Here is a 20,659-nt window from a genome sequence, read left to right as displayed (position 1 = left end):
CGATTATTTATTCATTGCTTTAAAAATAAAACTTATGATCGCAATTAAAATAACCGCACCTATCAGAGCCGGTAATATATAGAAATCGCTTATTTTTGGTCCCCAACTACCGAATAGCATTCCACCAATCCAGGCACCTATAATCCCTGCAATAATATTTCCGATAATGCCACCAGGAATATCTTTACCTATCATAAGGCCCGCTAACCAACCTAAAATACCTCCGATGATTAAATACCAAATAAAACTAAACAATTAGCATCTTCCTTTCTTTCGGCTCAATTTATATTCCCCTAACTTTGCAAATTTAAACTAGGATTTTTTTATTATTTTTGAAAGGATAATGTTATGTATAATTTTTTATTTTACGGGTACATCAAGAGTAGGAAAATCGACATTTGGATCATCATAATGCCACCATTCTGAGCTAATGGATGTAAAACCTGCCTCTAACATAATCTCCGTTAATAAGTCCACATTTTGTTGAGCCTTTTTAGAATTCTCTGTATAACTACGACCAGCTTTTTCTGAGAAGGAATCGAACTTAGTTGGCATTTTCAGTTCCTTCCCTTTGTGGTCGACTAGAGTTACATCAACACTTACACCTTTACTATGTTTAGAATCCTCTAATGGATAAGATACATACATATGATTTTGTATTTTGTACCATATTGCCCACTGTACACTTATTGGTCGGTAAGCATCCCATATCTTAATTTTGTATCCTTTTTTATTCGCTAATTTATTTGCTTTTTTTAATTTTTTTGCTGTAGATTTTGTCATCAATGCTTTCGCTTTTTTGGGATATAATCGGTACTCCATGAAATTTTTCTTTGTTGCATACCTCAGATCGATGATAAATCCATCTTTTTCCGTTAACTCAACTAGTCCTGCTTCTTTGTAATTTTCAGGTGCCTTTTCTAAATATTTTCTTGGTGCCCAGCCAGTTTGGCCATTATGACTTATTTTGTACCAACCTTTATAGAATTCCGTTGCTTTCACAAATATTTCTTGATCAATTTGCCCAATTTTCGGGTATTTTACACCTGCACCTTTACGAACATTCATTTGTCCTGTTACTTTTAACGTTTGATCTATTTTTTGAATTGTTGCCACTTCCGATGTTGTAGATGAAACCATTCCCCTTGCAACTCCTTCCATATATTATTCAAAATAGTATCTTATAGTCTGGGCTCTGAGAAATTTAATAGTTGACGGTTTGTGTGCATAGCGTTTTGGTACTTTGGGATAATTATTTTACATTATCTATGCATTTATTTTTACCATCAACATCATATACTATATTTTCCTTGTTTTAAATCATTTTACTTTTATCAGTAATTCTATGCAACCCAAGAATCTAGTGATTCTCTTAGATATCTAAAAAAATGGTGAATAATGCTGAGATGATATGCTTTATCTGTCTATTTCTTTTTATTAATAAGAGAAATTTATCTCTATATTTTTTCTTAAACAAAGACTAGTCAAATGGTTGTTTAATTTAGTAAGTATAAATAATTCTGGTCTAAGTTTAGAAGGTTTCATGAAAAGTTCACACGTCTTTTCAATTTGTAAGCACTATACTATATCTATCAATGAAGTTTCGATAAAATAGAAATGAATTAAACAATGGAGTGAATAATATGTCAATTGCATGGATCGCTATTATGCCTGTTGTTATTCTAACAGTGGCATTAGCAAGTGTTTTAATATATTTTATTGCAAAAAACAATAAAAAAAATTCCCATAAAACAATCGATCCAAAACCAACTGAGAATTTTTACTACGATTCGAAGAAAGAAGAGATGAAGTGAAAAAACTATTTATATTACCCATTCGCTTCTACCAAAAAGTGATATCACCTTTAAAACCACCAAGTTGTCGCTTTTACCCAACATGCTCTAACTATGGTATTGAGGCAATTGAAAAACATGGTGCCATAAAGGGTGTATACCTAGCTATACGTCGGATTTTACGATGCCAACCTTTTTGTGAAGGTGGCTATGATCCTGTCCCTGAAGAATTTCCTCCGAAAAAGAAATAACCTTTCGGAGGTTTTTCTATTGTTTTTTTTATAGAAATCTTGTATAGTAATTATTGTTCGAAAAACAAATCGTAATGATTACTATTTATGAGGTGTAAAAATGAAAAAAATCTTTTCCATTTTTCTTGTAGCCTTATTAGCTGTTTTTACTACAGCTTGTGGCGCAAACAAAGAAGCTGGAACATCCAAAGATAATAATGGCAAACTTAAAATTTATACAACTGTTTATCCACTTGAATATTTTGCAGAACGAATTGGTGGCAATCATGTAGAAGTATCTTCCATCTATCCTCCTGGATCAAACGAACATACTTTTGAACCTACTCAAAGAGATATGATGAATATCGCTGATGCAGATTATTTCTTTTATATCGGATTAGGCCTTGAAGGATTCGTTGAAAATGCAAAAAAATCCTTACAAAATGAAAATGTAAAATTTGTTGAAGCAGCTGCGAATGTCTCGAAAGATAAATTGGCTGTCAGCACAGGACATGATGACGATGAGGACCACGCTCATGCTACAGCTGGTCAACATAGTAAAGAAAATAACCATGTAGATCCACATGTTTGGATGTCTCCTATCATTAGCCAAGACTTAGCTCTTTCAATAAAAGATGCATTAGTAAAAGCTCAACCAAATAACAAAGCAGAATTTGAAAAAAACTATCAATCACTTGTTAAAGATTTAAAAGACTTAGACAGTGATTTTAAAACAATGGCTAACAAAGTACCGAATAAAACATTCTTCGTCTCACATGCTGCATTTGGATATATAGCTGGAACATATGGACTCAAACAAGTTTCTGTTTCAGGCTTAAATTCACAAGACGAACCATCTCAAAAAGAACTAACAAAAATCGTTGATCAAGCGAAAAAAGATCACATTCACTACATTCTATTTGAACAAAATGTATCTTCAAATTTGGCAAAAGTAATTGAACAAGATGTCGGTGCTAAGTCGCTTACTCTGCATAACTTAAGTGTACTAACAAACGATGACATTAAGAATAAAGAAGATTATTTTACTTTGATGCATAGAAATATTAAAACGTTTGAGCAAGCATTAGAGAAATAAGTTTAATGCCCTGCAAATTTGCAGGGCTTTTCTTTTGGCTTTATATTAGACACAAGATAAAATAAACTTTTGTTTAAGAATCTCTATGCTAAGCCACCTATTGTTTCATTATGAAATAAATGCTTTAAGCATCCACACATGTTTTTCTAAGCTTTGATTAATCGAATTTAGTAAATCCTCAGTCGTATCATCATTCTCATTTGCCGCTTCAGACATTCCATTTTTTAAATTCTTCATCATCGTTTCGAAATCTTGAATCAATGTTTTTACCATTTGTTCGGCTGTTTCACTACCTACTGCCTCTTTTATCTCTGATATTTCTAGATATTCCTTTAATGTTGCAACAGGTTGTCCACCTAATGCTAGAATTCGTTCAGCAATTTCGTCCAAATTTACTGCAGCTTCATTGTACAATTCCTCAAATTTTTCATGAAGAGTAAAAAATGAAGTTCCCTTTACATACCAATGAAAATTATGTAACTTCACATATAAAACAGACCATGAAGCCACTAATTGATTTAATTCTTTCTGTAGATTCGACATCAAACTCCCACGCTCCTTTGTTTTTTATTAAACTCCCCAGTTACTATTCCACATTTCGATGCATGTTAAACAAAAAGAAATTTGAAAAAGCTGTCTAATAAATCTATTTCAAGAAAGAATATTGAATTAAAACAGTAAAAAATCCGCTCTCTTTTGATAGGAGCTAATTTTTTGATGCCTGTTGATTGCAGTGGATGGTGGTGACTCCTGCGGAAAAAACATGAACCATGAGACTCCACGAAGCAAGAAGCCATAAAAAAAGTGTAGTAACACAAATATTTATAGTATATATCCGATATTGAATGAAGTGGAATTAGCTCCGCTTTCCGTGGGCGAACTGACGAGCCTCCTCGCTTTGCTCCGGGGTCTCGTCTAGCTCGTTTTCCCACAGGAGTCTCCGCTAATTCCACTTCAACTAAGATGGTTATACAAGATTTTTAACATAAAAATCAAGCTACTTTTAATTTTCTAGTAACCTCAACAAAGCGAAGGGCTTAAACCACACCCGTGGAAAGTGTCAGCCTATATCGGAGATCAATAGATACGAATCACAAATATCTTAAATAAAACCCTATTTAATAAACATCTCAAATATCCCAATAAAAATAAGCATCAATCCTGATATTGCTGTTGAATATTTTCCAATAAACGTCTTCGAAAGCAGAAGGCCGAAATGACCTCCGATTGCAAACGTTAAAATGGAGAAGAATCCAATTGAAATCACTGTCCAAATAGCTGAAATACCATTTGCCCCGATGGCTATGCCACCAGCTAAGCAGTTTACAGATAAAATTAATCCTAAAACAGTCGCTTCTCTAATAGAGATGATATTATTACGATCCTTATCAATTTCCTCTAAATTTTTTGCAGATTTTGGATTAGAAAACTTATTCGATGAAATTGTATATACGCCAATTACACATAACAAAAGGCTCCCAACAATATTTGCTTTATGTGGTGTGATATAGTCAATCATTGCACTCCCAATCATTACGGATAAATACGTAACGAACATTGATACAAACGCAATCGTAATATTCGAAGTAAATGGGATTTTCGTTTTTTTTACACCATATGCAAGTCCAATACCTAGATTATCTAAATTCGCAGCGAATCCAATAAGAATAATCGTGATCCAATGCATAAAATCCTCCCTGTACTATTCAAGGTATTCTTTTCATCATATGCTTGAAGGATTTTTTTGCTCTTTTGACTACTTATTGTTTCTAAAAAAATATAAAAGAGCTTAGAAAATTAATTTTTCTAAACTCCTTAATTACCTATGCAATTAAAAATCTCGATCCAACCATAAACACTACATATACAGTTAAAGCGATTAGTACAGATTGACCTGGTTTAAACCAATTGGAAAGAAAATATATTCCTCCTACTAAAACGACCATACCGATCGCTCCGATTATCCCATTACGCTGAGTAATGTGGAATTTTTCTTCTGTCATATTACGAACTTGCAAATGTAAGTTCATTAAAGTCAAAATAGGCAATAGAGTAATGACCCCCGATAAAAATAAATACTTCGACTTGCTCAACATAGCGGCAAACATCATGACTGTGCCACCGATGATAAATTGGATTACATATCCCATAACTTTAGCTCCTAACAACAAGATTGAATTATTGCCAGTGTAATGGTATTTTATCCATAAGTAAATTAAATATTTTGCATATCAAATATAGAAAACTTTTATAGATGGAGATAATAATATGTCAATCAATAAAATAAAGGCTTATATAACAGCTGTCGAATATGGAAGTCTGACAAAGGCTGCGGAAATACTTGAATACACACAACCAAGTATTAGTCACATGATTAGTAGCTTAGAGGATGAATATGGATTTTCTTTATTAATAAGAGGGAAATCTGGAGTAGCCCCTACAGATAATGGGCTTGTCTTATTACAGATTATGCAGGATATATTAAAACGTAATCAACTATTATCTGAAACCATAAATGAAATTAATGGAATGGAAATTGGGAGAATACGAATCGGTGCATATACTAGCGTTTGCGTTCATTGGATGCCTGCTGTTTTAAGTCTATTTAACAAAAGCTACCCCAAAATTCAAATTCAATTATATGAAGGAAATTCACAAGAAATAAAGCAATGGCTGGTAGATGGTAAGATTGATTTTGGTATAGGCACGACACAAATCAATCCCCCCCCTAATTTTATACCTTTGAAAGAAGATCGAATGTTAGCCATATTACCAAGCAACCATCTATTAGCAAGTCATGATTCAGTCGAGCTGAAAACATTTACTACTGAACCATGTATCATGCCATATGAGGATTCACACCACGATGTGCAATTCATCTTTAAAAAAGAAAAAATCTCGCCCAATATTGCTTATCAAATTCGTGGAGATGAGGCAATTATTGCAATGGTAAGAAAAGGTTTAGGTATTAGTTTGCTATCTGAATTGCTCATTAAAGATCATTTACCAGAGCTGTGTGCAAAACCAATTGAAGGAAATTATGTGCGCACAATTGGTATTCTAACGAATTCAACTGTGCAAAGTCTATCCCCTCCTAGTAAAAAATTCATACCGTTTTTACAGGAATGGTTGCAAAAAAATGGATAAAAAATATAAGAGGATATGCCCCTATTCACGAGGCGTATCCTCTTCATTTATTAGTTTGAAATTTCTTCCTTATTCCTCTTACCTGTTTTACTCTTTTCAAACTGATACTTTACAGAAAAAATCGCGCTTACCGCAATAAGTACATAAGAAATCTCTATAATTGCACAAAATCGTATAAAGTAGCCTATAGTTGGCTGGATTAGGTTCTCTGCAGTAGTGATAAATATTGGAATATATAAGAACCAAGTAAATAGTGTGAGAAACCATTGAATGTCATGATTTACCTGCGGACTTTCAGAATTAACCATTGTTAAACAAATGTATTGGACTGCCATTAAAAAAAGGATAGCTAACATCATTGCTATACTAATTTTTTGAGTCATTAATGTTGTAGCCAGTAAAATTACTTCTCCAGTAACTAGTGTATATACACTGTTTCTAATTTTGTTTGAGCCATTTCTATTGATAAAACTCCCCCCTAGATAGTTTGCCAATTCTCTGTTTAGGTTTTAGCAACACTTACAGTACGCTTGACCAAACACTATTCAACTTTTCCGCTATTATAGATGTATGGGACAAGCATGAAGCATATGACTACTATTTCTCCTATTTCACTATTTTGTATTAATGCACCTAAGAAAACATTCTAAAAGTTAACAAATACTTTACGTTATTCATACTAAAAGATGTTAAGATACTAAATAATCGTTACACGAAAGGTTGATTGATCCACAAATGAATGTAAAAAGTTTTATGCAACTACCGATTACAAAGGACTTTTCAATTGTTGCAGGGATTCATGGATTATCTAATCCTGTAAATAGCGTTGAAATCCTCGATTTTGAATTTTCACCAGATATTCAAACAGTAAGAGAGACTATTTTTAATCGACATAGTGTTGTATTGAGTAGCTTGTTATTCGCAAGGCAAAAACCAGAATATTTAATAGATACGATTAAAAACCTAATTGAGCTTGGAGTTAGTGCTTTAGCTTATAAACCCGTTATATTTCAGAATTTACCTGATGAAGTGGTTGCCTTCGCAAACAATCAAAACTTCCCCATCCTTCAATTTGGAGGGGATGAATTTTTTGAAGATATCATATTAGAGGTAGTTGCTTATACGAAACAACAGGATAAAGCACATAAATTAGAGACTATTATAAAGAAGCTTATTGAAAAGAAAGTTAATGAAGAACAGATACATTCCTTTCTACAACAACTGAATAAACCTTTCGAAAAATATGTATTTGCTGCAAATCTTCAAATAGATACAACTGAAAATACTGAATGGATAGATTCGCTTTTTCAGTTAGAGCCATTACTAAAATCAGGCATTATATGTACCTATAAAAAAAGTATTTTTATCTTAATGACTAATACATCTAAGTATTTCCAATTTGAAAACATTCTAAATGAATGGATGACAATGTATGCTATTCCAAAAGAATCATTTATCATTGGATATAGCCAAGTGCAATGCACGCAAAAGACACTGCATCTTGCAGTTAGAGAAGCTTTCTTTGCACGTATAATGGCTGAAATTAACGTTCAGCCTACTTGCCATTATGAAAAACTTGCAACTGATACTTTACTTATTGAGCTCTATCGAGAGAATACCCCATTTGCAATGAAATTTGTGCACAAGTATCTCGATCCACTTTTAGATGAGAAGGTAGATCCGGATTTAATCCAAACAGCTATATCCTATATTCTTAAAAAAGGAAATATCAAAGAAGTAGCCAATTCGCACTTTTGTCATCCAAATACAATTCGATATCGAATGACAAAAATACGCCAGTTAATTGCACCCGCAGATAATGATTTTGTTTTTTATGAACAGTTATCTGCAGCGATTAAATTGCACTTGCTCCATAATCGCATCGAAAAATCTGCAATCGTTTTTGAATAAGTACAAAAATTCACCTAAAAGTTTAGAATTGAATACAAATTATTGTCTTTCATCTCATGTTATCCTTATATAAGTTAGGAGGAAGAACGAAGATGAAACCATACATAGCCAATGGCCTACTACTCATTACCGCCATCGTTTGGGGTAGTGCCTTTGTCTTCACTGATATTGCACTAAAATATATAACAGCTTACCAGATAATGGCCGGTAGATTTTTATTAGCCTCTATTATCCTGATCATTCTTTTTGGTTACAAACTTAAAAAAATTACCAAGTCAGTTATTTGGAAAGGTGTAACGTTAGGAATTATTTTGTATATTGCCTTTGCCTTACAGACAGTAGGTTTACAATACACTACACCTTCCAAAAATGCTTTTTTAACAGTTGTAAACGTAATAATTGTACCAATCATAACGTATGCCATTTATCAACGCCGTATTGATGGGTATGAAATAATTGGTTCAATTCTCGCCATTATTGGGATTGGCTGTTTAACCTTACAAGGCTCATTCACTATGAACATAGGTGATGCGTTATCACTTGCTTGTGCTGTAGGATTTGCTTTTGATATCTTTTGTACAAATCATTTTGTCAAAAAGGAAGATGCTATACTACTTACGATTATTCAATTTATAACAGCAGCTGTAATTAGCAACTTAGTGGTGCTTATTCAAGGAGATGCGCCATTAACATTAGAAAAAGAAGGCTTGTACCCGGTTATCTATTTAGCTATTTTCTCAACAACTATTGCTTATCTTTTCCAAAATATTGCAAACCAATATACAACCGCAACAAAAGCTGCCATTATTCTTTCAATGGAATCATTTTTTGGTATGGTGATGTCGGTATTATTTTTACATGAAGTCCTAACAACTCGCATGATTATTGGTGCGGTGTTGATATTGAGTGCTATTCTTATTGCAGAAGTAAAACCAGCATACCCTAAAAAGAACATCATAAAAAACATACGATAGCAGTTGCTTTCGTTATGGATATAGATTCACTAAATAATTGAGCGTGAATATTTCCAGGGAAATATTTATTTCTTGCTTATTCTCTTAAATTCGACTTATCATTTTCTATCTAATTCATTTTAATATTGATTTTCTTTAAAATAGCCATCAAAAATAATGATATTTTTGATGGCTATATATATTTTATATCAATTCCTGTAATTTACGGCGCAATAATTTACTTGAGCCATTACGAGGGAGCTCTTTGACGAAATAGACCTTCTTAGGAACCTTATAAGAAGCCAAATGTTCTTTACAAAATACTAAAAGTTCTTCTGCATCTACTTCATTTTTCAAAACAACAAATGCGTTTGGTACTTGTCCCCACTGATCATCTTCTACTCCACAAACCCCTGCTTCCCTTACGCTAGGATGAGATGTTAATACATTTTCAATTTCTGCAGGGTAAATATTCTCTCCACCAGAAATGATTAAATCCGAACGTCGATCTACAACAAATAAATATCCTTCATCATCCAAATAGCCTATATCACCACTATGTAGCCACCCATTTGCTTGAGAAGGCTTCTCTACAAAACGTCCAACATAACCAGGTGTTACATGTGCTCCTTTAATTAATATTTCACCCTGTTCAAATGGCTTTTTGGCATCTGCAATTTTGATTTGGTTGAAAAATAAAGGCTTCCCTGCCGAACCAATTTTTCGTAATGCATCTTCACTTGATAATGTTGCGGTCTGTGAGGAGGTTTCTGTCATTCCGTATGTTTGTGAAACCTGTATACCACGCTCTATTGCTCTTTTTAAATAATCAACTGGTACTGGACCGCCACCTGCAAGCATGGTTAAAAATCGTTTCGATACTTGTTGATTACGATTTTCAAGCTCTGATAAAATACGTTCTAATGTTACCGCAACCACAGACATACGTGTAACAGAGCCTTCCACTAGTTGATTTACAACCTTATCAACATCAAATTTTCGATATAAATCTAAACGAATGCCGTGCAACAGACATTTACATAACATTGAAAATCCGCTGATATGGAATAGAGGCACTGTACATAACCAAGCATCATCTTCAACTAGTCCAGTGTTATACAATGAAGATGTAGCATTCGATACGTGGTTACCGATTGTTTGACGTACCCCTTTTGGATATCCTGTCGTACCAGATGTGTACATTATGGTCATCGTATCTTCCTCTGACCATTCTATAGCTGGCGTGAACTCAGCAAGCGTTGTTTGTTCTATTTCAGAAAATGTATGAATACTGACTGCTGTCTTTGGCAAATTTTCCACTAATTCATCTTCAGAAAATATCGAAACTACTTCGGAATCTTCAATTTGATAAGCTAATTCAGTATTACTTAAACGTAAATTTAATAACACCATTTCACATTGCAAATGCATACAGCCACAGATCATGAAAATGATTTGCGGAGTTGAAGTCGCATATATTGCAACTCGATCATGTGGTTTAACCCCAAGTGCTGTTAATTTTCGTGCTTGTTGTAAAGCTAAATCATTTATTTCGTTATATGTCCACGATTTACCTTCGAACCGTAATGCTATACGTTCCGGGGTCAATGTTGAACGTTGAATTATCCAGTTTGGAATCATGTATATGCCACCTTAATATAAAATCATCCCTTTTATCTTATCATTATCCATTAAAAATTGAAAAAACCCGTACCACAATTGTGATACGAGTGAATGTGAACTAAGATTATTTATTGTTATTTAAAGCTTTTGCAATTTGAGCGCCAACTAGTGCGTTATTTTTCACAAGGGCAATATTAGCTTCAAGGCTACTACCTTCTGTTAGTTCTTTTACTTTACCAAGTAAGAATGGTGTCACTTCTTTACCATGAATATGTTTTTCTTCAGCTTCTGCTAAAGCTTTTTCAATAATATTTGTAATAAAATCATGATCTAATGCTTCTTTTTCAGGAATTGGGTTGGCAATAACAGCTCCACCTTGTAAATTTAAATTCCATTTTGTGCGAAGCATATCTGCTACTTCTTGTGGCGTATCCAATCGGAAGTTGACATCGAAGCCACTTTGACGAGTATAGAATGCTGGAAGTTCGTTTGTACCATAACCAATTACCGGTACACCTTTTGTTTCAAGATATTCTAAAGTTAAACCGATATCTAAAATTGATTTTGCTCCTGCACATACAACGCCTACTTTTGTTGTTGCAAGTTCTTCTAAGTCCGCTGAAATATCCATCGTTGTTTCTGCACCACGATGAACACCACCGATTCCACCTGTTACGAATAACTCGATACCCGCAAGTTCAGATGCAATCATAGTAGCTGCTACAGTTGTAGCACCTGTTTGCTTTGTTGCAAGTAAGTATCCGATATCACGACGTGAAGCTTTTGCTACATTTTTGGCATTACCGAACATTTCTAATTCTTCATCAGATAAGCCAATTTTGATTTTACCGTCGATTAAAGCAATTGTCGCAGGTACACAGCCATTATCACGAAGAATTTGTTCTACTTCACGAGCTGTTTGTACATTTTGTGGATAAGGCATACCGTGTGAGATAATTGTTGATTCAAGTGCTACGATTGGTAGTCCTAGTTCTTTCCCTTTTTGAACTTCTGCTGATAATTCGATATATTGTTGCATAATTAATCCTCCAACTCTTTTATTAATAAGTCCTCTGTTAGCTCTGGTCTTACAGTAAATGGTGATTCTAATGTGCGTTTTGCATTCATTAAACCAGCTTCCACAGCCTTCTCAATAGGCATATTAGCAAGCCAGCCGTGAATAACCGCAGATACAAATGCATCACCTGAACCAGTCACATCTTTTATTTCTTCTACTGCTTTCGCATTAAAATGTGTTGGTTTTAAATTATTGCTTGCTACGTAAACACCATTAGCACCAGCAGTTATGATGACATTTTCTGCACCTAACTTCATGATTTCAGGTAAAGCTTGTAAATAGTCAGCTGCAGTTTGAATTTGCTTATGTAATAATGTCTCTGCTTCATCCGTATTACATATGAACCAAGTAACCCCATGTAAATTATCAGGTAAGCGATTCATCTTTGGAGACGATACCGGTACAATTACTAATGGAACATTTCTAGCAATCGCAAATTGTTGAACATACTCTACTGTTTCTTTTGGACAGTTTAAATCGACAATAATGCAAGGAGCTGTAGATAATAACACATCATGCTTCATCAAGATAATAGGTTTTAGCTCCTCATATACATCCATATTTGCAGTGGCTAGTATCAATTCTCCCGATTCATCCATAACCGCTGAGTAGGAACCAGTTGAAAAATCTTGAAGAAGCTCTACCTCTTTTAAATTAATAAAAGCTTCTGATGCAGTAGCAATTGCTTGCCAGTCAGTATCTTTTCCTGCAGTTGTTATTAAACTAACTCTATTGTTTAATCGCCCTAGGTTTTCCGCTATATTACGAGCAACCCCACCTATACTTTGCATAGAAGAAACAGGGTTTGATGTACCAAATTGAACAGGTCCACGTATATGAAATTTTCTATCAATATTCGCACCGCCTATACAAACGATACTATTCTCTTCCGGCAATATGTATGCTCGTCCAATTATTTTCCTTTGTTTCACTAATCCAGAAATGAGATTTGCTAAGGCTGGACGTGACATATCCAGTTTCTCAGCCATTTCTTGCTGAGACATAAATGGATTACTGCGAATTAAACGTATTAATGCCTGTTCTCGATCCGTCATGCCATCACCTCTTTGTTACTTTTGTTTAAATTATAAACAATTGTTTAATTGGTGTCAAAAATTTTTTGGCTAACGATCTATTATTTTGATTTTTATATTGAATTCCACAAAGAACACTATTTTTCTTAATAAAAAAATCTACTCCCTATTTAAAGAGAGTAGATTTATGTTTATAAATATTTTAGAGCTTGAACAAACCGCTTCCGTTTAAGTTTATGGGAAACGTGGGAATTGACCAAAGTCTGGCTTACGTTTTTCTTTGAATGCGTCGCGTCCTTCTTTTGCTTCATCAGTTGTGTAGTAAAGTAAAGTTGCATCGCCACCAAGTTGTTGTAAACCAGCAAGGCCGTCTGTATCTGCGTTTAATGATGCTTTTAAGAAGCGCAATGCTGTTGGTGATTTTTCTAGCATTTCTTCACACCATTGAACTGTTTCATCTTCAAGTTGTTCATAAGGAACAACAGTGTTTACAAGACCCATATCTAGTGCTTCTTGTGCGTTATATTGACGGCATAGGTACCAGATTTCACGAGCTTTTTTGTGACCTACGATACGTGCTAAATAGCCAGCACCGTAACCAGCGTCAAATGAACCAACATTTGGTCCTGTTTGTCCAAAGCGAGCGTTATCAGCAGCAATTGTTAAGTCACATACGATATGTAGTACATGTCCACCACCGATTGCATAACCTGCAACCATAGCTACTACTGGTTTTGGAATTTTACGAATTAAAGTTTGTAGATCAAGTACATTTAAACGAGGAATGTTATCTTCACCTACGTAACCACCGTTACCGCGTACTTTTTGGTCTCCGCCTGAGCAGAATGCTTTTTCGCCTTCACCTGTTAAAATAATTGCACCAATTTTAGCATCATCGCGAGCACGAGAGAATGCGTCAATCATTTCTGCAGTTGTTTTTGGGCGGAATGCATTTCTTACTTCTGGACGGTTAATTGTAATTTTAGCAATGCCATTAAAAGATTCATATCTGATATCTTCATAGACATGTTCAGTTACCCATTCACGAGTCATTAATTTGTCCTCCTAAATAATTTCTAAATGCTCCTCTATTATTGTAGCAAAAGTTTGTGGATTTTCCACATGTATTGCATGACCAACGTTTTCCACAATAACATTTTTACAACATTGGAACCTTTTGTTCATGGCAGAAGCCTTTTCTTCAAATTTCCTATCTAATTCACCCGTTATTAAAAGTACGGGTTTTGTAAAGCTTTGCAACTCTTCCCAATAAGAAGGCTGATGTCCTGTTCCCATACCTCGTAAACTATTTGCTAATCCAATTTCACGTTGTTCTAACCGCTCTTTTCGAATGGCTTGTTTAGTTGGAGCGGGTAATCCTTTTTGAGAGTCAAATAAAGGGATGTTCTCCCAATGATCTGTGAAAGATTCTACTCCATCTTTTTCAATACGATCTGCTAATAAATGGTCACTTTTTCTTCTTGCTGCTCTCTCTTCTGATGTTGGAAGACCTGGTGATGAACTTTCTAATATCAACTGCTCCACCATATCCACATATTTCATCGTAAAAGCAATTGCCACACGTCCTCCCATCGAATAACCGATTAATGTAAATGAAGGAATCTTTCTTGCTTTAAAGAAATCATGCAGTATTTCAACTTGTTCTTCCATCGAATAACGTTGGACATTGAATGGCGCATCCGTTAAACCATGTCCAATTAAATCTATAGTGATAATTCGATAAGTATCTTGAAATGACTGAATTACCGAATCCCATGTTTTTGTACTGCCTGTGAAACCATGAAGAAAAACAAGTGTTTTTTCAGCTTGTGGATTGATAATTTGGTAATGGACATTTAAGCCTCTTATAGATGTCATCACGCTTGCCATTTTTCATCTAGCTCCTTGCCAATAGAGTCCCATAATCTGCGGTGTGATTGAACATTTTCAGAGCGATTTGTCATCACTTCAATTATGCGGAGAGCTTTTTCTTTCTGTGCCTCTACCACTTGAATGAGTTCTTCTTTTGTCTCTACTACTTCATATTGTGCATCATACATTTTTGCTAAATCTGCAAATTGTAAACCAGATGGTGTGCCAAATAACTCTTCATAGTGTTCCTCAACAGTAGATTGTGAAAGATAAGAGAAAATCCCTCCACCATCATTATTCATCACGACGATAGTTATTTCGCAAGTTTGGTAACGCGAAGCGATCAAACCGTTGGAATCATGCAAAAAAGCTAAATCACCAATTAATAAATATGAATCGCGTTTTGTTGCTAATTGTGTTCCAATTGCAGTTGATACAACTCCATCAATACCATTGGCACCACGATTTGAGAATATAAGAACATCCTTTTTCGTTTTATTAAAGAAAGTATCAACATCACGAATTGGCATGCTACTACTTGCAAATAAATCACTATGCTCTGGTAAATGTTCAAATAAAGTTGCAGCAAGTGCACCTTCATCTGATGCTTCATGTAAATAGAATTTTACATGGCGAGTAGCTATATCATTTGCTTCAATCCAAGCTTGTACATATGTTTGATCAGTATGAGCTGTTGTAATTGTTACATCGTCTAGCCATCTACCAACCGTTGCTTGTATATGATGAGTAGTCACTGCCAATGAATCGCGGAACATCGGATCTTCATCTACAACTAAATAGGTTTGTGGATGAACCTTTGTCAAAAATTGCATTAGCGGTTTTGAAACAGGTTGTGCTCCAAAACGAATAACTGTATCTAAATTTGCTACAGTTATAAATGTTTCATTTTTCAATAATGCATCATATTGATCGATAATATATTCTGCACAATCATCTGGTACGTTTGCACGAAGTTGTGACAAACTTTCTACTAATACCGGCCATTTGAGATGGCGTATAAAGTTCCAAATAGTTTCAAAATCTGTCGTTTGTGTTATTTCCCCAAAAATCACAATACCTTTTTGCGCATTTTCAATTGCAGCTTCAAGCACATTCATGGCATGCTCATTTGGTTGTAATTCTTGAATTATACTTGCTGTAAATGAGACTTCTGGTAATTGCTCTTGAAAATCAATTAATAAAGGCTCTCGCAATGGCACATTTACATGTACAGGTCCAGCGGGAGCGGTTTCAGCAATTGCGACAGCACGAGCTATATGGCGTTCGATAAATGGTAAAGTATTTGGAAATTCATCTGGAATTGGAAAATCAACTGCCCATTTCACTTGATTGCCATACAAATTCGTTTGTGCAATGGATTGTGGTGCCCCTACTTCGCGAAGTTCATGTGGGCGGTCTGCCGTTAATACGATTAATGGAACGCGTGATAATTTTGCTTCCACAATGGCTGGGAAGTAATTTGCAGCTGCTGATCCTGATGTACATAATAGTACAACTGGACGTCCGCTTGCTTTTGCTAAACCTAGTGCTAAAAAGGCTGCAGAGCGTTCATCTATTTGTCGATACATTTGGAATTCTTCCGAATGTGCGAATGCATAAGCTAGAGGTGTTGAACGTGAACCTGGGCTCACTACAACATCTATTACCCCTGCTTGATATAAAGATGCAACAAGCTTGTATACATAGCTTGTTAGAATATCCTTATTAGTCATGTAATTGTCCTCCTAAAGCACGAATCATCGGACGGAATTTTACTAGTGTTTCTTCATATTCACTTTGTGGATTTGAATCCGCCACAATTCCCCCACCAGCATATAAAAATGCCTCATCTTGATGTAATAATGCAGAACGAATCGCTACAGCAAATTCTCCATTTCCTTCTGCATCTAACCAACCAATTGGTGCTGCATAATAGCCTCTGTTCATTGGTTCGTATTCACGTATTACTTCCATTGCTCTTTTTCTTGGTACACCACCTAAAGCTGGTGTTGGGTGTAATGTTTTCAATAATTGTAAAATGGTCGCATTGTTTTTCAATTGACCTTCTACTGGTGTATATAAATGTTGAATATCTCTTATTTTTAAAAGCTTTGGTTGTGATGGAATATCGTAGTTTGAGCAATTTTCTTTAAATGTATTACCAATCATGTCTACAACATATTGATGTTCAGAACGATTTTTGGCATCATTTAATAAATCCTGCCCTAATTTTTCATCTTCTTCTGCTGTTTTACCCCGTTTTACTGATCCTGCAACACATGAAGAGTAGGCATAAGAATGTTCAACTTTTACTAATCTTTCAGGTGAAGCACCGAAAAACAGCTTATCTTCAAGTTCTAAACCAAATAAATAACTTTCCGGTTGCTCTAAAATAATTTGCGATAATACATTTGGTGAAGAAATAGCTTCTTCAAATTGCAAAGCAAGTGAGCGAGCGATTACAACTTTTTCTGCTTCTTTTTGACGAATCAAAGATGTCACTTGTTTAATAGATTCCAAGTATTCTTCCTTATATGGTTCAAAACTGTTCTTTATTTGTGGTTTTGCATATGTTTTTAATGCTTTTACTTGAGCTGTATGCATAAGCTCTTCACGCTTTTTGCAAAGTTGTTCAAAAACTTGTGGATTTTCCTGCTCTGCAATATAGTTCGTGCTAATATAAACATGGTCGTTACGCATTACAAGTTGATATGTAGCAACTGCGAAAAATGCTTGAGGCATACCTTCCCATTCCCCTGAAACTCCATTCTCAGGGTCGAAGGTAAAACCACCAAACAGAATTGGTTGTAACGCTTGATCATTTGTCACAATATGCTGTGTTAGCTTTTTCCATTGTTGTTCTACATCGTCAAAGCGTTGTTCCTTTGACTGATTTGTAATCATATACGCATGACCTAGGCCAACGAGCGTAAACGTTTTCTCACGATTTTGCCAATAATATCGCTGACCAGCAAAGGTTTCTTCCCCTGCTTCAAAAAAGGCTAATGCTGATAATCGATTCACTTCAATTGTTTCTGAAAAAAATTGCAGTGTCGACTTGTCTGTCTCTTGGCCATCGGTTGATGTCGACAACTTACGATTCATGAAAATTCCCTCCGTCAGTAGATAAAATATTGCTTTTCTACTCGTACATACTTAAGTATCCTATACTATCATACATCTTTCTACTTGATTCAGCACTTATTTACTTTGTAGTAAGTCATATAAAAAAGCATTTAGAGGAAAATCACTCTAAATGCTTTGACTTGATTCTATATTTTTCACATACTCTATGAAGTTTTTACTTGTTATCTTTTCTATTTCTTCTGTTGAAAATTGTTGCAATAAAGTTGCAATCAAATTTTGTGATTGTGCTGTATTCTCTAAACCGACAATCGTTCTGTCAATACCATCAAAATCTGAACCAAGCCCTAAATGTTCAACGCCCACCAAATCTGCCAAATATTTCACATGTTCAGCTAAATCCATTAATGTTACATGATCGGTGTCTTTTTTTATAAAAGGTGGATAATACACAACATGAATATGACCACCATGCTCCACTAAGGCAATCGCCTGTTCATCCGTTAAATTTCGTGTATGTTCACAAAGTGCTCTAGCATTTGAATGACTTGCAATAATATGCCTTGCCAATGGTAATACATCCCAAAAGCTTTGTTCATTTAAATGGGAAACATCAATGATAATATCTCGTTTATTTAATAACTCGATCACTTGTTTCCCAAAAGGCTTCAAACCTTTATCAGGTGGTTCTTCTGCTCCAAATGCAACGCCGTTTTCAAAATTCCATGTGAGCCCAACTAACTTCACACCTGCATCAAGAAGTGATTGTAATTTAAAAAGATCCTCACCAATCACATCACAACCTTCTAAACTTAATATGGCACCAATCTGACCTTCTTCTAATGTTTCAAGTTGATTCCAGTCAGTAATATGAACCATTTCAGGGTTTGGCTGTAATACATTTGTATGAAAGAGTTCAACTTGACGCATAGCTTCTGTGAATTTTTCAGCTTGAGGTACATGCTTATCGATGAATATAGCAAAATCCTGTACGATTACATGCCCTAATTGGAGTTTATCCTTACTTGCTTGAAGCTGATATGCTTGAGAAAATTCAATTGGTTCTTCACTTGTTGATAATTTGTATAACACGTCACAATGTAAGTCAATGATATTCATAAGCGTACCTACTTTTTATTTTCATTATACGTAAAATAAAAGGGAGTTGCCCAAAAAAATTTATTTGAACAACTCCTAATCATCTTCAACTGCAAGTAGCATTAAAAGATTTCGGTATATGATTTTATTGATTATTATATCCTCTATCAGAAGGAGTATCAGAAGATCCGTATTCCTCGACAACAAGGAAGCTATCTTCACCGTCTACTCTGTAGTCCTTCATATTACTTGGATCGGAAGTAGTAGCATTTATTATGCCTTCTTCAACAGGTCGTTCTTGTGTACCTGCTGTATTTTCTGAATGCTCTACACAAGTTAATGTAGTTGGGATAGCTTCTAAACGCTCAAAAGGGATTGTTTTACCACAAACTGAACAGACTCCATATGTTCCTTCATCTATTGCCCTTAAAGCATTTTCAATTTTCCCTATTTGAAATTCGTTGAAGTTATCCACCGCGAGTTCGGTTGCCTGATCTGCCAAATCTGTCGCTTGATCAGCTGGATGATTGTCATAATTGGAAAGCTCAGTCGATATAAATATTTCATCATTATCAGGTCTCGCTTTAATTCGTTTTAATTCATCTTGCAATGTTTTCCTTAATTCTTGTAGTTGTTGATCTGTCATTGTTCAGCCTCCATTCTGTACTATTTATTCCCCAATTGATTATTTTCAAAGCATCTATTCTTAAATAAATAAAAATGAATTTATTTTCGTGGTTATTTTACCTTTACAAAATAAAAACAAGGAACCAAAATATAGTTCCTTGCTGCTCAAATTAAATATTGGCATATATTGCATCACGTAAAAACTGCGCCATCCCTTTTTGATGTCGATCATAATATTCAGTAAAACGTTCATCAGCTACGTACATATCAGCAAGCCCTCTATGCGCTTCTTTAGAATAAGTTGGCCAATATTGTGTTAACCATTTTCTATGGCATTCTACGGCCTCCTGTGCAGTCTTACTTTGTACCTCACCTTGTTGCATTGCCTCTTTCAATAATTCAATTATTTTTTTCTCAAGAATTTGATTTTCTTTAAACTGTACTTCAGTCATTCCACGAAGTTTCTCATTTGATGCATTGACTACATCATCACCATACTTTTCACGTATTTCATCACCATAGTGACTTTCGTTTTCTTGAATGAGCTCTTCTTTCAATCCTTCAAAACGTTCTTCATCTTTCATTTCATATACCCCTTCCACTGATTGAATTGTCTTTTCTACATTTAGCAACATTTTCTCTATTCTTATTTTCTCATCCTTTAATTTCTTTTTATGATCTAGTAATGCTCTTTTTATATCAAAATTTGAATCACATAATATTTTGTTAATTTCTTCTAGCTTTAGTCCCAATTCTCGATAAAACAAAATTTGTTGCAATAATTTAACTTCCCTTGACCCATAAATTCGATAGCCTGCTTCACTTATTTTTAGCGGTTTTAGTAAATCAATTTCATCATAATATCGTAGTGTTCGAGTAGTTACACCGGAGAGCTTAGCAAGCTGTTGAATTGTATATTCGACTTCAATCACCTCCATAATCTCACTATAAAGGTTGACGTTGCGTAAAGGTCAATCTTTATTTTTCTCTTTTTTTTAAATATACACATTTCTAATCTAAACACATTTAAGTTTTCATATATCAAAAACAAAAAAAATCCCTTAGAATCAAAAGATTCTAAAGGATTTCTTAGTATGACCCCTACGAGATTCG

General features: G+C 34.7%; 22 protein-coding genes. 6 read left to right on the top strand and 16 right to left on the bottom strand.

Annotated elements, in window-relative coordinates:
* Positions 1-3 precede the first annotated feature (3 nt).
* Positions 4-255: a GlsB/YeaQ/YmgE family stress response membrane protein gene (locus ABE048_RS08690; RefSeq protein WP_430310648.1), complete on the bottom strand. Its 252-nt coding sequence runs from the start codon at positions 253-255 to the stop codon at positions 4-6.
* Between the two features lie 105 nt (positions 256-360).
* Positions 361-1,140: a M15 family metallopeptidase gene (locus ABE048_RS08685; RefSeq protein WP_430310646.1), complete on the bottom strand. Its 780-nt coding sequence runs from the start codon at positions 1,138-1,140 to the stop codon at positions 361-363.
* A gap of 503 nt (positions 1,141-1,643) precedes the next feature.
* Here ABE048_RS08685 and ABE048_RS08680 point away from each other — a divergent pair.
* The 3 genes from ABE048_RS08680 to ABE048_RS08670 all read left to right on the top strand — a co-directional run bounded on the left by ABE048_RS08680 (position 1,644) and on the right by ABE048_RS08670 (position 3,119).
* A complete protein-coding gene (locus tag ABE048_RS08680) occupies positions 1,644-1,814 on the top strand; it encodes a hypothetical protein (RefSeq protein WP_430310644.1) in 171 nt (56 codons plus the stop codon).
* A complete protein-coding gene (gene yidD, locus ABE048_RS08675; protein WP_430310642.1) occupies positions 1,811-2,044 on the top strand; it encodes a membrane protein insertion efficiency factor YidD in 234 nt (77 codons plus the stop codon). Before ABE048_RS08680 ends, yidD begins: the two co-directional genes overlap by 4 nt.
* 100 nt (positions 2,045-2,144) lie before the next feature.
* Positions 2,145-3,119 (top strand): metal ABC transporter solute-binding protein, Zn/Mn family, encoded by a 975-nt coding sequence (locus ABE048_RS08670; protein ID WP_430310640.1) that lies wholly within the window; start codon positions 2,145-2,147, stop codon positions 3,117-3,119.
* Between the two features lie 108 nt (positions 3,120-3,227).
* Here ABE048_RS08670 and ABE048_RS08665 read toward each other — a convergent pair whose 3' ends face one another.
* The 3 genes from ABE048_RS08665 to ABE048_RS08655 all read right to left on the bottom strand — a co-directional run bounded on the left by ABE048_RS08665 (position 3,228) and on the right by ABE048_RS08655 (position 5,269).
* A complete protein-coding gene (locus ABE048_RS08665) occupies positions 3,228-3,665 on the bottom strand; it encodes a Dps family protein (RefSeq protein WP_430310638.1) in 438 nt (145 codons plus the stop codon).
* 568 nt (positions 3,666-4,233) lie between these two features.
* Positions 4,234-4,806 carry a manganese efflux pump MntP family protein gene (locus ABE048_RS08660; protein WP_430310636.1) on the bottom strand — a complete coding sequence of 191 codons (573 nt, stop codon included), beginning with the start codon at positions 4,804-4,806 and terminating at the stop codon, positions 4,234-4,236.
* A 136-nt stretch (positions 4,807-4,942) separates the two neighbouring features.
* Entirely contained in the window at positions 4,943-5,269 is a 327-nt protein-coding gene (locus ABE048_RS08655) for a GlpM family protein (RefSeq protein WP_430310634.1), read from the bottom strand.
* Positions 5,270-5,387: 118 nt separating this feature from the next.
* On the opposite strand from ABE048_RS08655, the gene ABE048_RS08650 reads away from it, so the two are divergent.
* A complete protein-coding gene (locus ABE048_RS08650) occupies positions 5,388-6,266 on the top strand; it encodes a LysR family transcriptional regulator (protein ID WP_430310632.1) in 879 nt (292 codons plus the stop codon).
* A 50-nt stretch (positions 6,267-6,316) separates the two neighbouring features.
* Here the strand turns inward: ABE048_RS08650 and ABE048_RS08645 are convergent, their stop codons facing one another.
* Entirely contained in the window at positions 6,317-6,760 is a 444-nt protein-coding gene (locus tag ABE048_RS08645; protein WP_430310630.1) for a hypothetical protein, read from the bottom strand.
* Positions 6,761-7,001: 241 nt separating this feature from the next.
* On the opposite strand from ABE048_RS08645, the gene ABE048_RS08640 reads away from it, so the two are divergent.
* Positions 7,002-8,177, top strand: a complete 1,176-nt coding sequence (locus tag ABE048_RS08640) for a PucR family transcriptional regulator (RefSeq protein ID WP_430310628.1) — start codon at positions 7,002-7,004, stop codon at positions 8,175-8,177.
* Positions 8,178-8,269: 92 nt separating this feature from the next.
* Positions 8,270-9,151 carry a DMT family transporter gene (locus ABE048_RS08635; RefSeq protein WP_430310626.1) on the top strand — a complete coding sequence of 294 codons (882 nt, stop codon included), beginning with the start codon at positions 8,270-8,272 and terminating at the stop codon, positions 9,149-9,151.
* Positions 9,152-9,334: 183 nt separating this feature from the next.
* Here ABE048_RS08635 and ABE048_RS08630 read toward each other — a convergent pair whose 3' ends face one another.
* The 10 genes from ABE048_RS08630 to ABE048_RS08585 all read right to left on the bottom strand — a co-directional run bounded on the left by ABE048_RS08630 (position 9,335) and on the right by ABE048_RS08585 (position 20,478).
* Positions 9,335-10,771 carry an o-succinylbenzoate--CoA ligase gene (locus ABE048_RS08630; protein ID WP_430310624.1) on the bottom strand — a complete coding sequence of 479 codons (1,437 nt, stop codon included), beginning with the start codon at positions 10,769-10,771 and terminating at the stop codon, positions 9,335-9,337.
* Positions 10,772-10,877: 106 nt separating this feature from the next.
* Positions 10,878-11,792: a pseudouridine-5'-phosphate glycosidase gene (locus tag ABE048_RS08625; RefSeq protein WP_430310622.1), complete on the bottom strand. Its 915-nt coding sequence runs from the start codon at positions 11,790-11,792 to the stop codon at positions 10,878-10,880.
* A gap of 2 nt (positions 11,793-11,794) precedes the next feature.
* Entirely contained in the window at positions 11,795-12,886 is a 1,092-nt protein-coding gene (locus tag ABE048_RS08620) for a PfkB family carbohydrate kinase (protein ID WP_430310620.1), read from the bottom strand.
* A 213-nt stretch (positions 12,887-13,099) separates the two neighbouring features.
* Positions 13,100-13,918 (bottom strand): 1,4-dihydroxy-2-naphthoyl-CoA synthase, encoded by an 819-nt coding sequence (gene menB / locus ABE048_RS08615; protein ID WP_430310618.1) that lies wholly within the window; start codon positions 13,916-13,918, stop codon positions 13,100-13,102.
* Between the two features lie 12 nt (positions 13,919-13,930).
* Entirely contained in the window at positions 13,931-14,755 is an 825-nt protein-coding gene (gene menH / locus ABE048_RS08610) for a 2-succinyl-6-hydroxy-2,4-cyclohexadiene-1-carboxylate synthase (RefSeq protein WP_430310617.1), read from the bottom strand.
* Positions 14,743-16,470 carry a 2-succinyl-5-enolpyruvyl-6-hydroxy-3-cyclohexene-1-carboxylic-acid synthase gene (menD, locus tag ABE048_RS08605; protein ID WP_430310616.1) on the bottom strand — a complete coding sequence of 576 codons (1,728 nt, stop codon included), beginning with the start codon at positions 16,468-16,470 and terminating at the stop codon, positions 14,743-14,745. The genes menH and menD overlap by 13 nt, the downstream gene beginning before the upstream one ends.
* Positions 16,463-17,842 carry an isochorismate synthase gene (locus ABE048_RS08600; RefSeq protein ID WP_430310614.1) on the bottom strand — a complete coding sequence of 460 codons (1,380 nt, stop codon included), beginning with the start codon at positions 17,840-17,842 and terminating at the stop codon, positions 16,463-16,465. Before ABE048_RS08600 ends, menD begins: the two co-directional genes overlap by 8 nt.
* Before the next feature lie 147 nt (positions 17,843-17,989).
* Entirely contained in the window at positions 17,990-18,940 is a 951-nt protein-coding gene (locus ABE048_RS08595) for a dipeptidase (RefSeq protein WP_430310612.1), read from the bottom strand.
* Between the two features lie 124 nt (positions 18,941-19,064).
* Positions 19,065-19,565, bottom strand: coding sequence for a TraR/DksA C4-type zinc finger protein (locus tag ABE048_RS08590; RefSeq protein ID WP_430310610.1), 501 nt, complete (start codon positions 19,563-19,565; stop codon positions 19,065-19,067).
* A 151-nt stretch (positions 19,566-19,716) separates the two neighbouring features.
* Complete coding sequence (locus ABE048_RS08585) at positions 19,717-20,478, bottom strand: MerR family transcriptional regulator (RefSeq protein WP_430310608.1); 762 nt, start codon at positions 20,476-20,478, stop codon at positions 19,717-19,719.
* Positions 20,479-20,659: the final 181 nt, after the last annotated feature.

Source organism: Rummeliibacillus pycnus, from assembly GCF_050459865.1.
Classification (GTDB): domain Bacteria; phylum Bacillota; class Bacilli; order Bacillales_A; family Planococcaceae; genus Rummeliibacillus; species Rummeliibacillus pycnus_B.
The sequence above is the reverse complement of the archived record's forward strand: the minus strand, read 5'-3'. Positions and strand labels throughout refer to the sequence as shown.

Coding starts and splice junctions, on each gene's coding strand:
- ABE048_RS08600 (WP_430310614.1), bottom strand. CDS start 17,842: ATGAATCGTAAGTTGTCGACATCAACCGATGGCCAAGAGACAGACAAG.
- ABE048_RS08660 (WP_430310636.1), bottom strand. CDS start 4,806: ATGCATTGGATCACGATTATTCTTATTGGATTCGCTGCGAATTTAGAT.
- ABE048_RS08590 (WP_430310610.1), bottom strand. CDS start 19,565: ATGACAGATCAACAACTACAAGAATTAAGGAAAACATTGCAAGATGAA.
- menB (WP_430310618.1), bottom strand. CDS start 13,918: ATGACTCGTGAATGGGTAACTGAACATGTCTATGAAGATATCAGATAT.
- ABE048_RS08680 (WP_430310644.1), top strand. CDS start 1,644: ATGTCAATTGCATGGATCGCTATTATGCCTGTTGTTATTCTAACAGTG.
- ABE048_RS08635 (WP_430310626.1), top strand. CDS start 8,270: ATGAAACCATACATAGCCAATGGCCTACTACTCATTACCGCCATCGTT.
- ABE048_RS08685 (WP_430310646.1), bottom strand. CDS start 1,140: ATGGTTTCATCTACAACATCGGAAGTGGCAACAATTCAAAAAATAGAT.
- ABE048_RS08650 (WP_430310632.1), top strand. CDS start 5,388: ATGTCAATCAATAAAATAAAGGCTTATATAACAGCTGTCGAATATGGA.
- menD (WP_430310616.1), bottom strand. CDS start 16,470: ATGACTAATAAGGATATTCTAACAAGCTATGTATACAAGCTTGTTGCA.
- menH (WP_430310617.1), bottom strand. CDS start 14,755: ATGGCAAGCGTGATGACATCTATAAGAGGCTTAAATGTCCATTACCAA.
- ABE048_RS08655 (WP_430310634.1), bottom strand. CDS start 5,269: ATGGGATATGTAATCCAATTTATCATCGGTGGCACAGTCATGATGTTT.
- ABE048_RS08595 (WP_430310612.1), bottom strand. CDS start 18,940: ATGAATATCATTGACTTACATTGTGACGTGTTATACAAATTATCAACA.
- ABE048_RS08630 (WP_430310624.1), bottom strand. CDS start 10,771: ATGATTCCAAACTGGATAATTCAACGTTCAACATTGACCCCGGAACGT.
- ABE048_RS08640 (WP_430310628.1), top strand. CDS start 7,002: ATGAATGTAAAAAGTTTTATGCAACTACCGATTACAAAGGACTTTTCA.
- ABE048_RS08625 (WP_430310622.1), bottom strand. CDS start 11,792: ATGCAACAATATATCGAATTATCAGCAGAAGTTCAAAAAGGGAAAGAA.
- ABE048_RS08670 (WP_430310640.1), top strand. CDS start 2,145: ATGAAAAAAATCTTTTCCATTTTTCTTGTAGCCTTATTAGCTGTTTTT.
- ABE048_RS08620 (WP_430310620.1), bottom strand. CDS start 12,886: ATGACGGATCGAGAACAGGCATTAATACGTTTAATTCGCAGTAATCCA.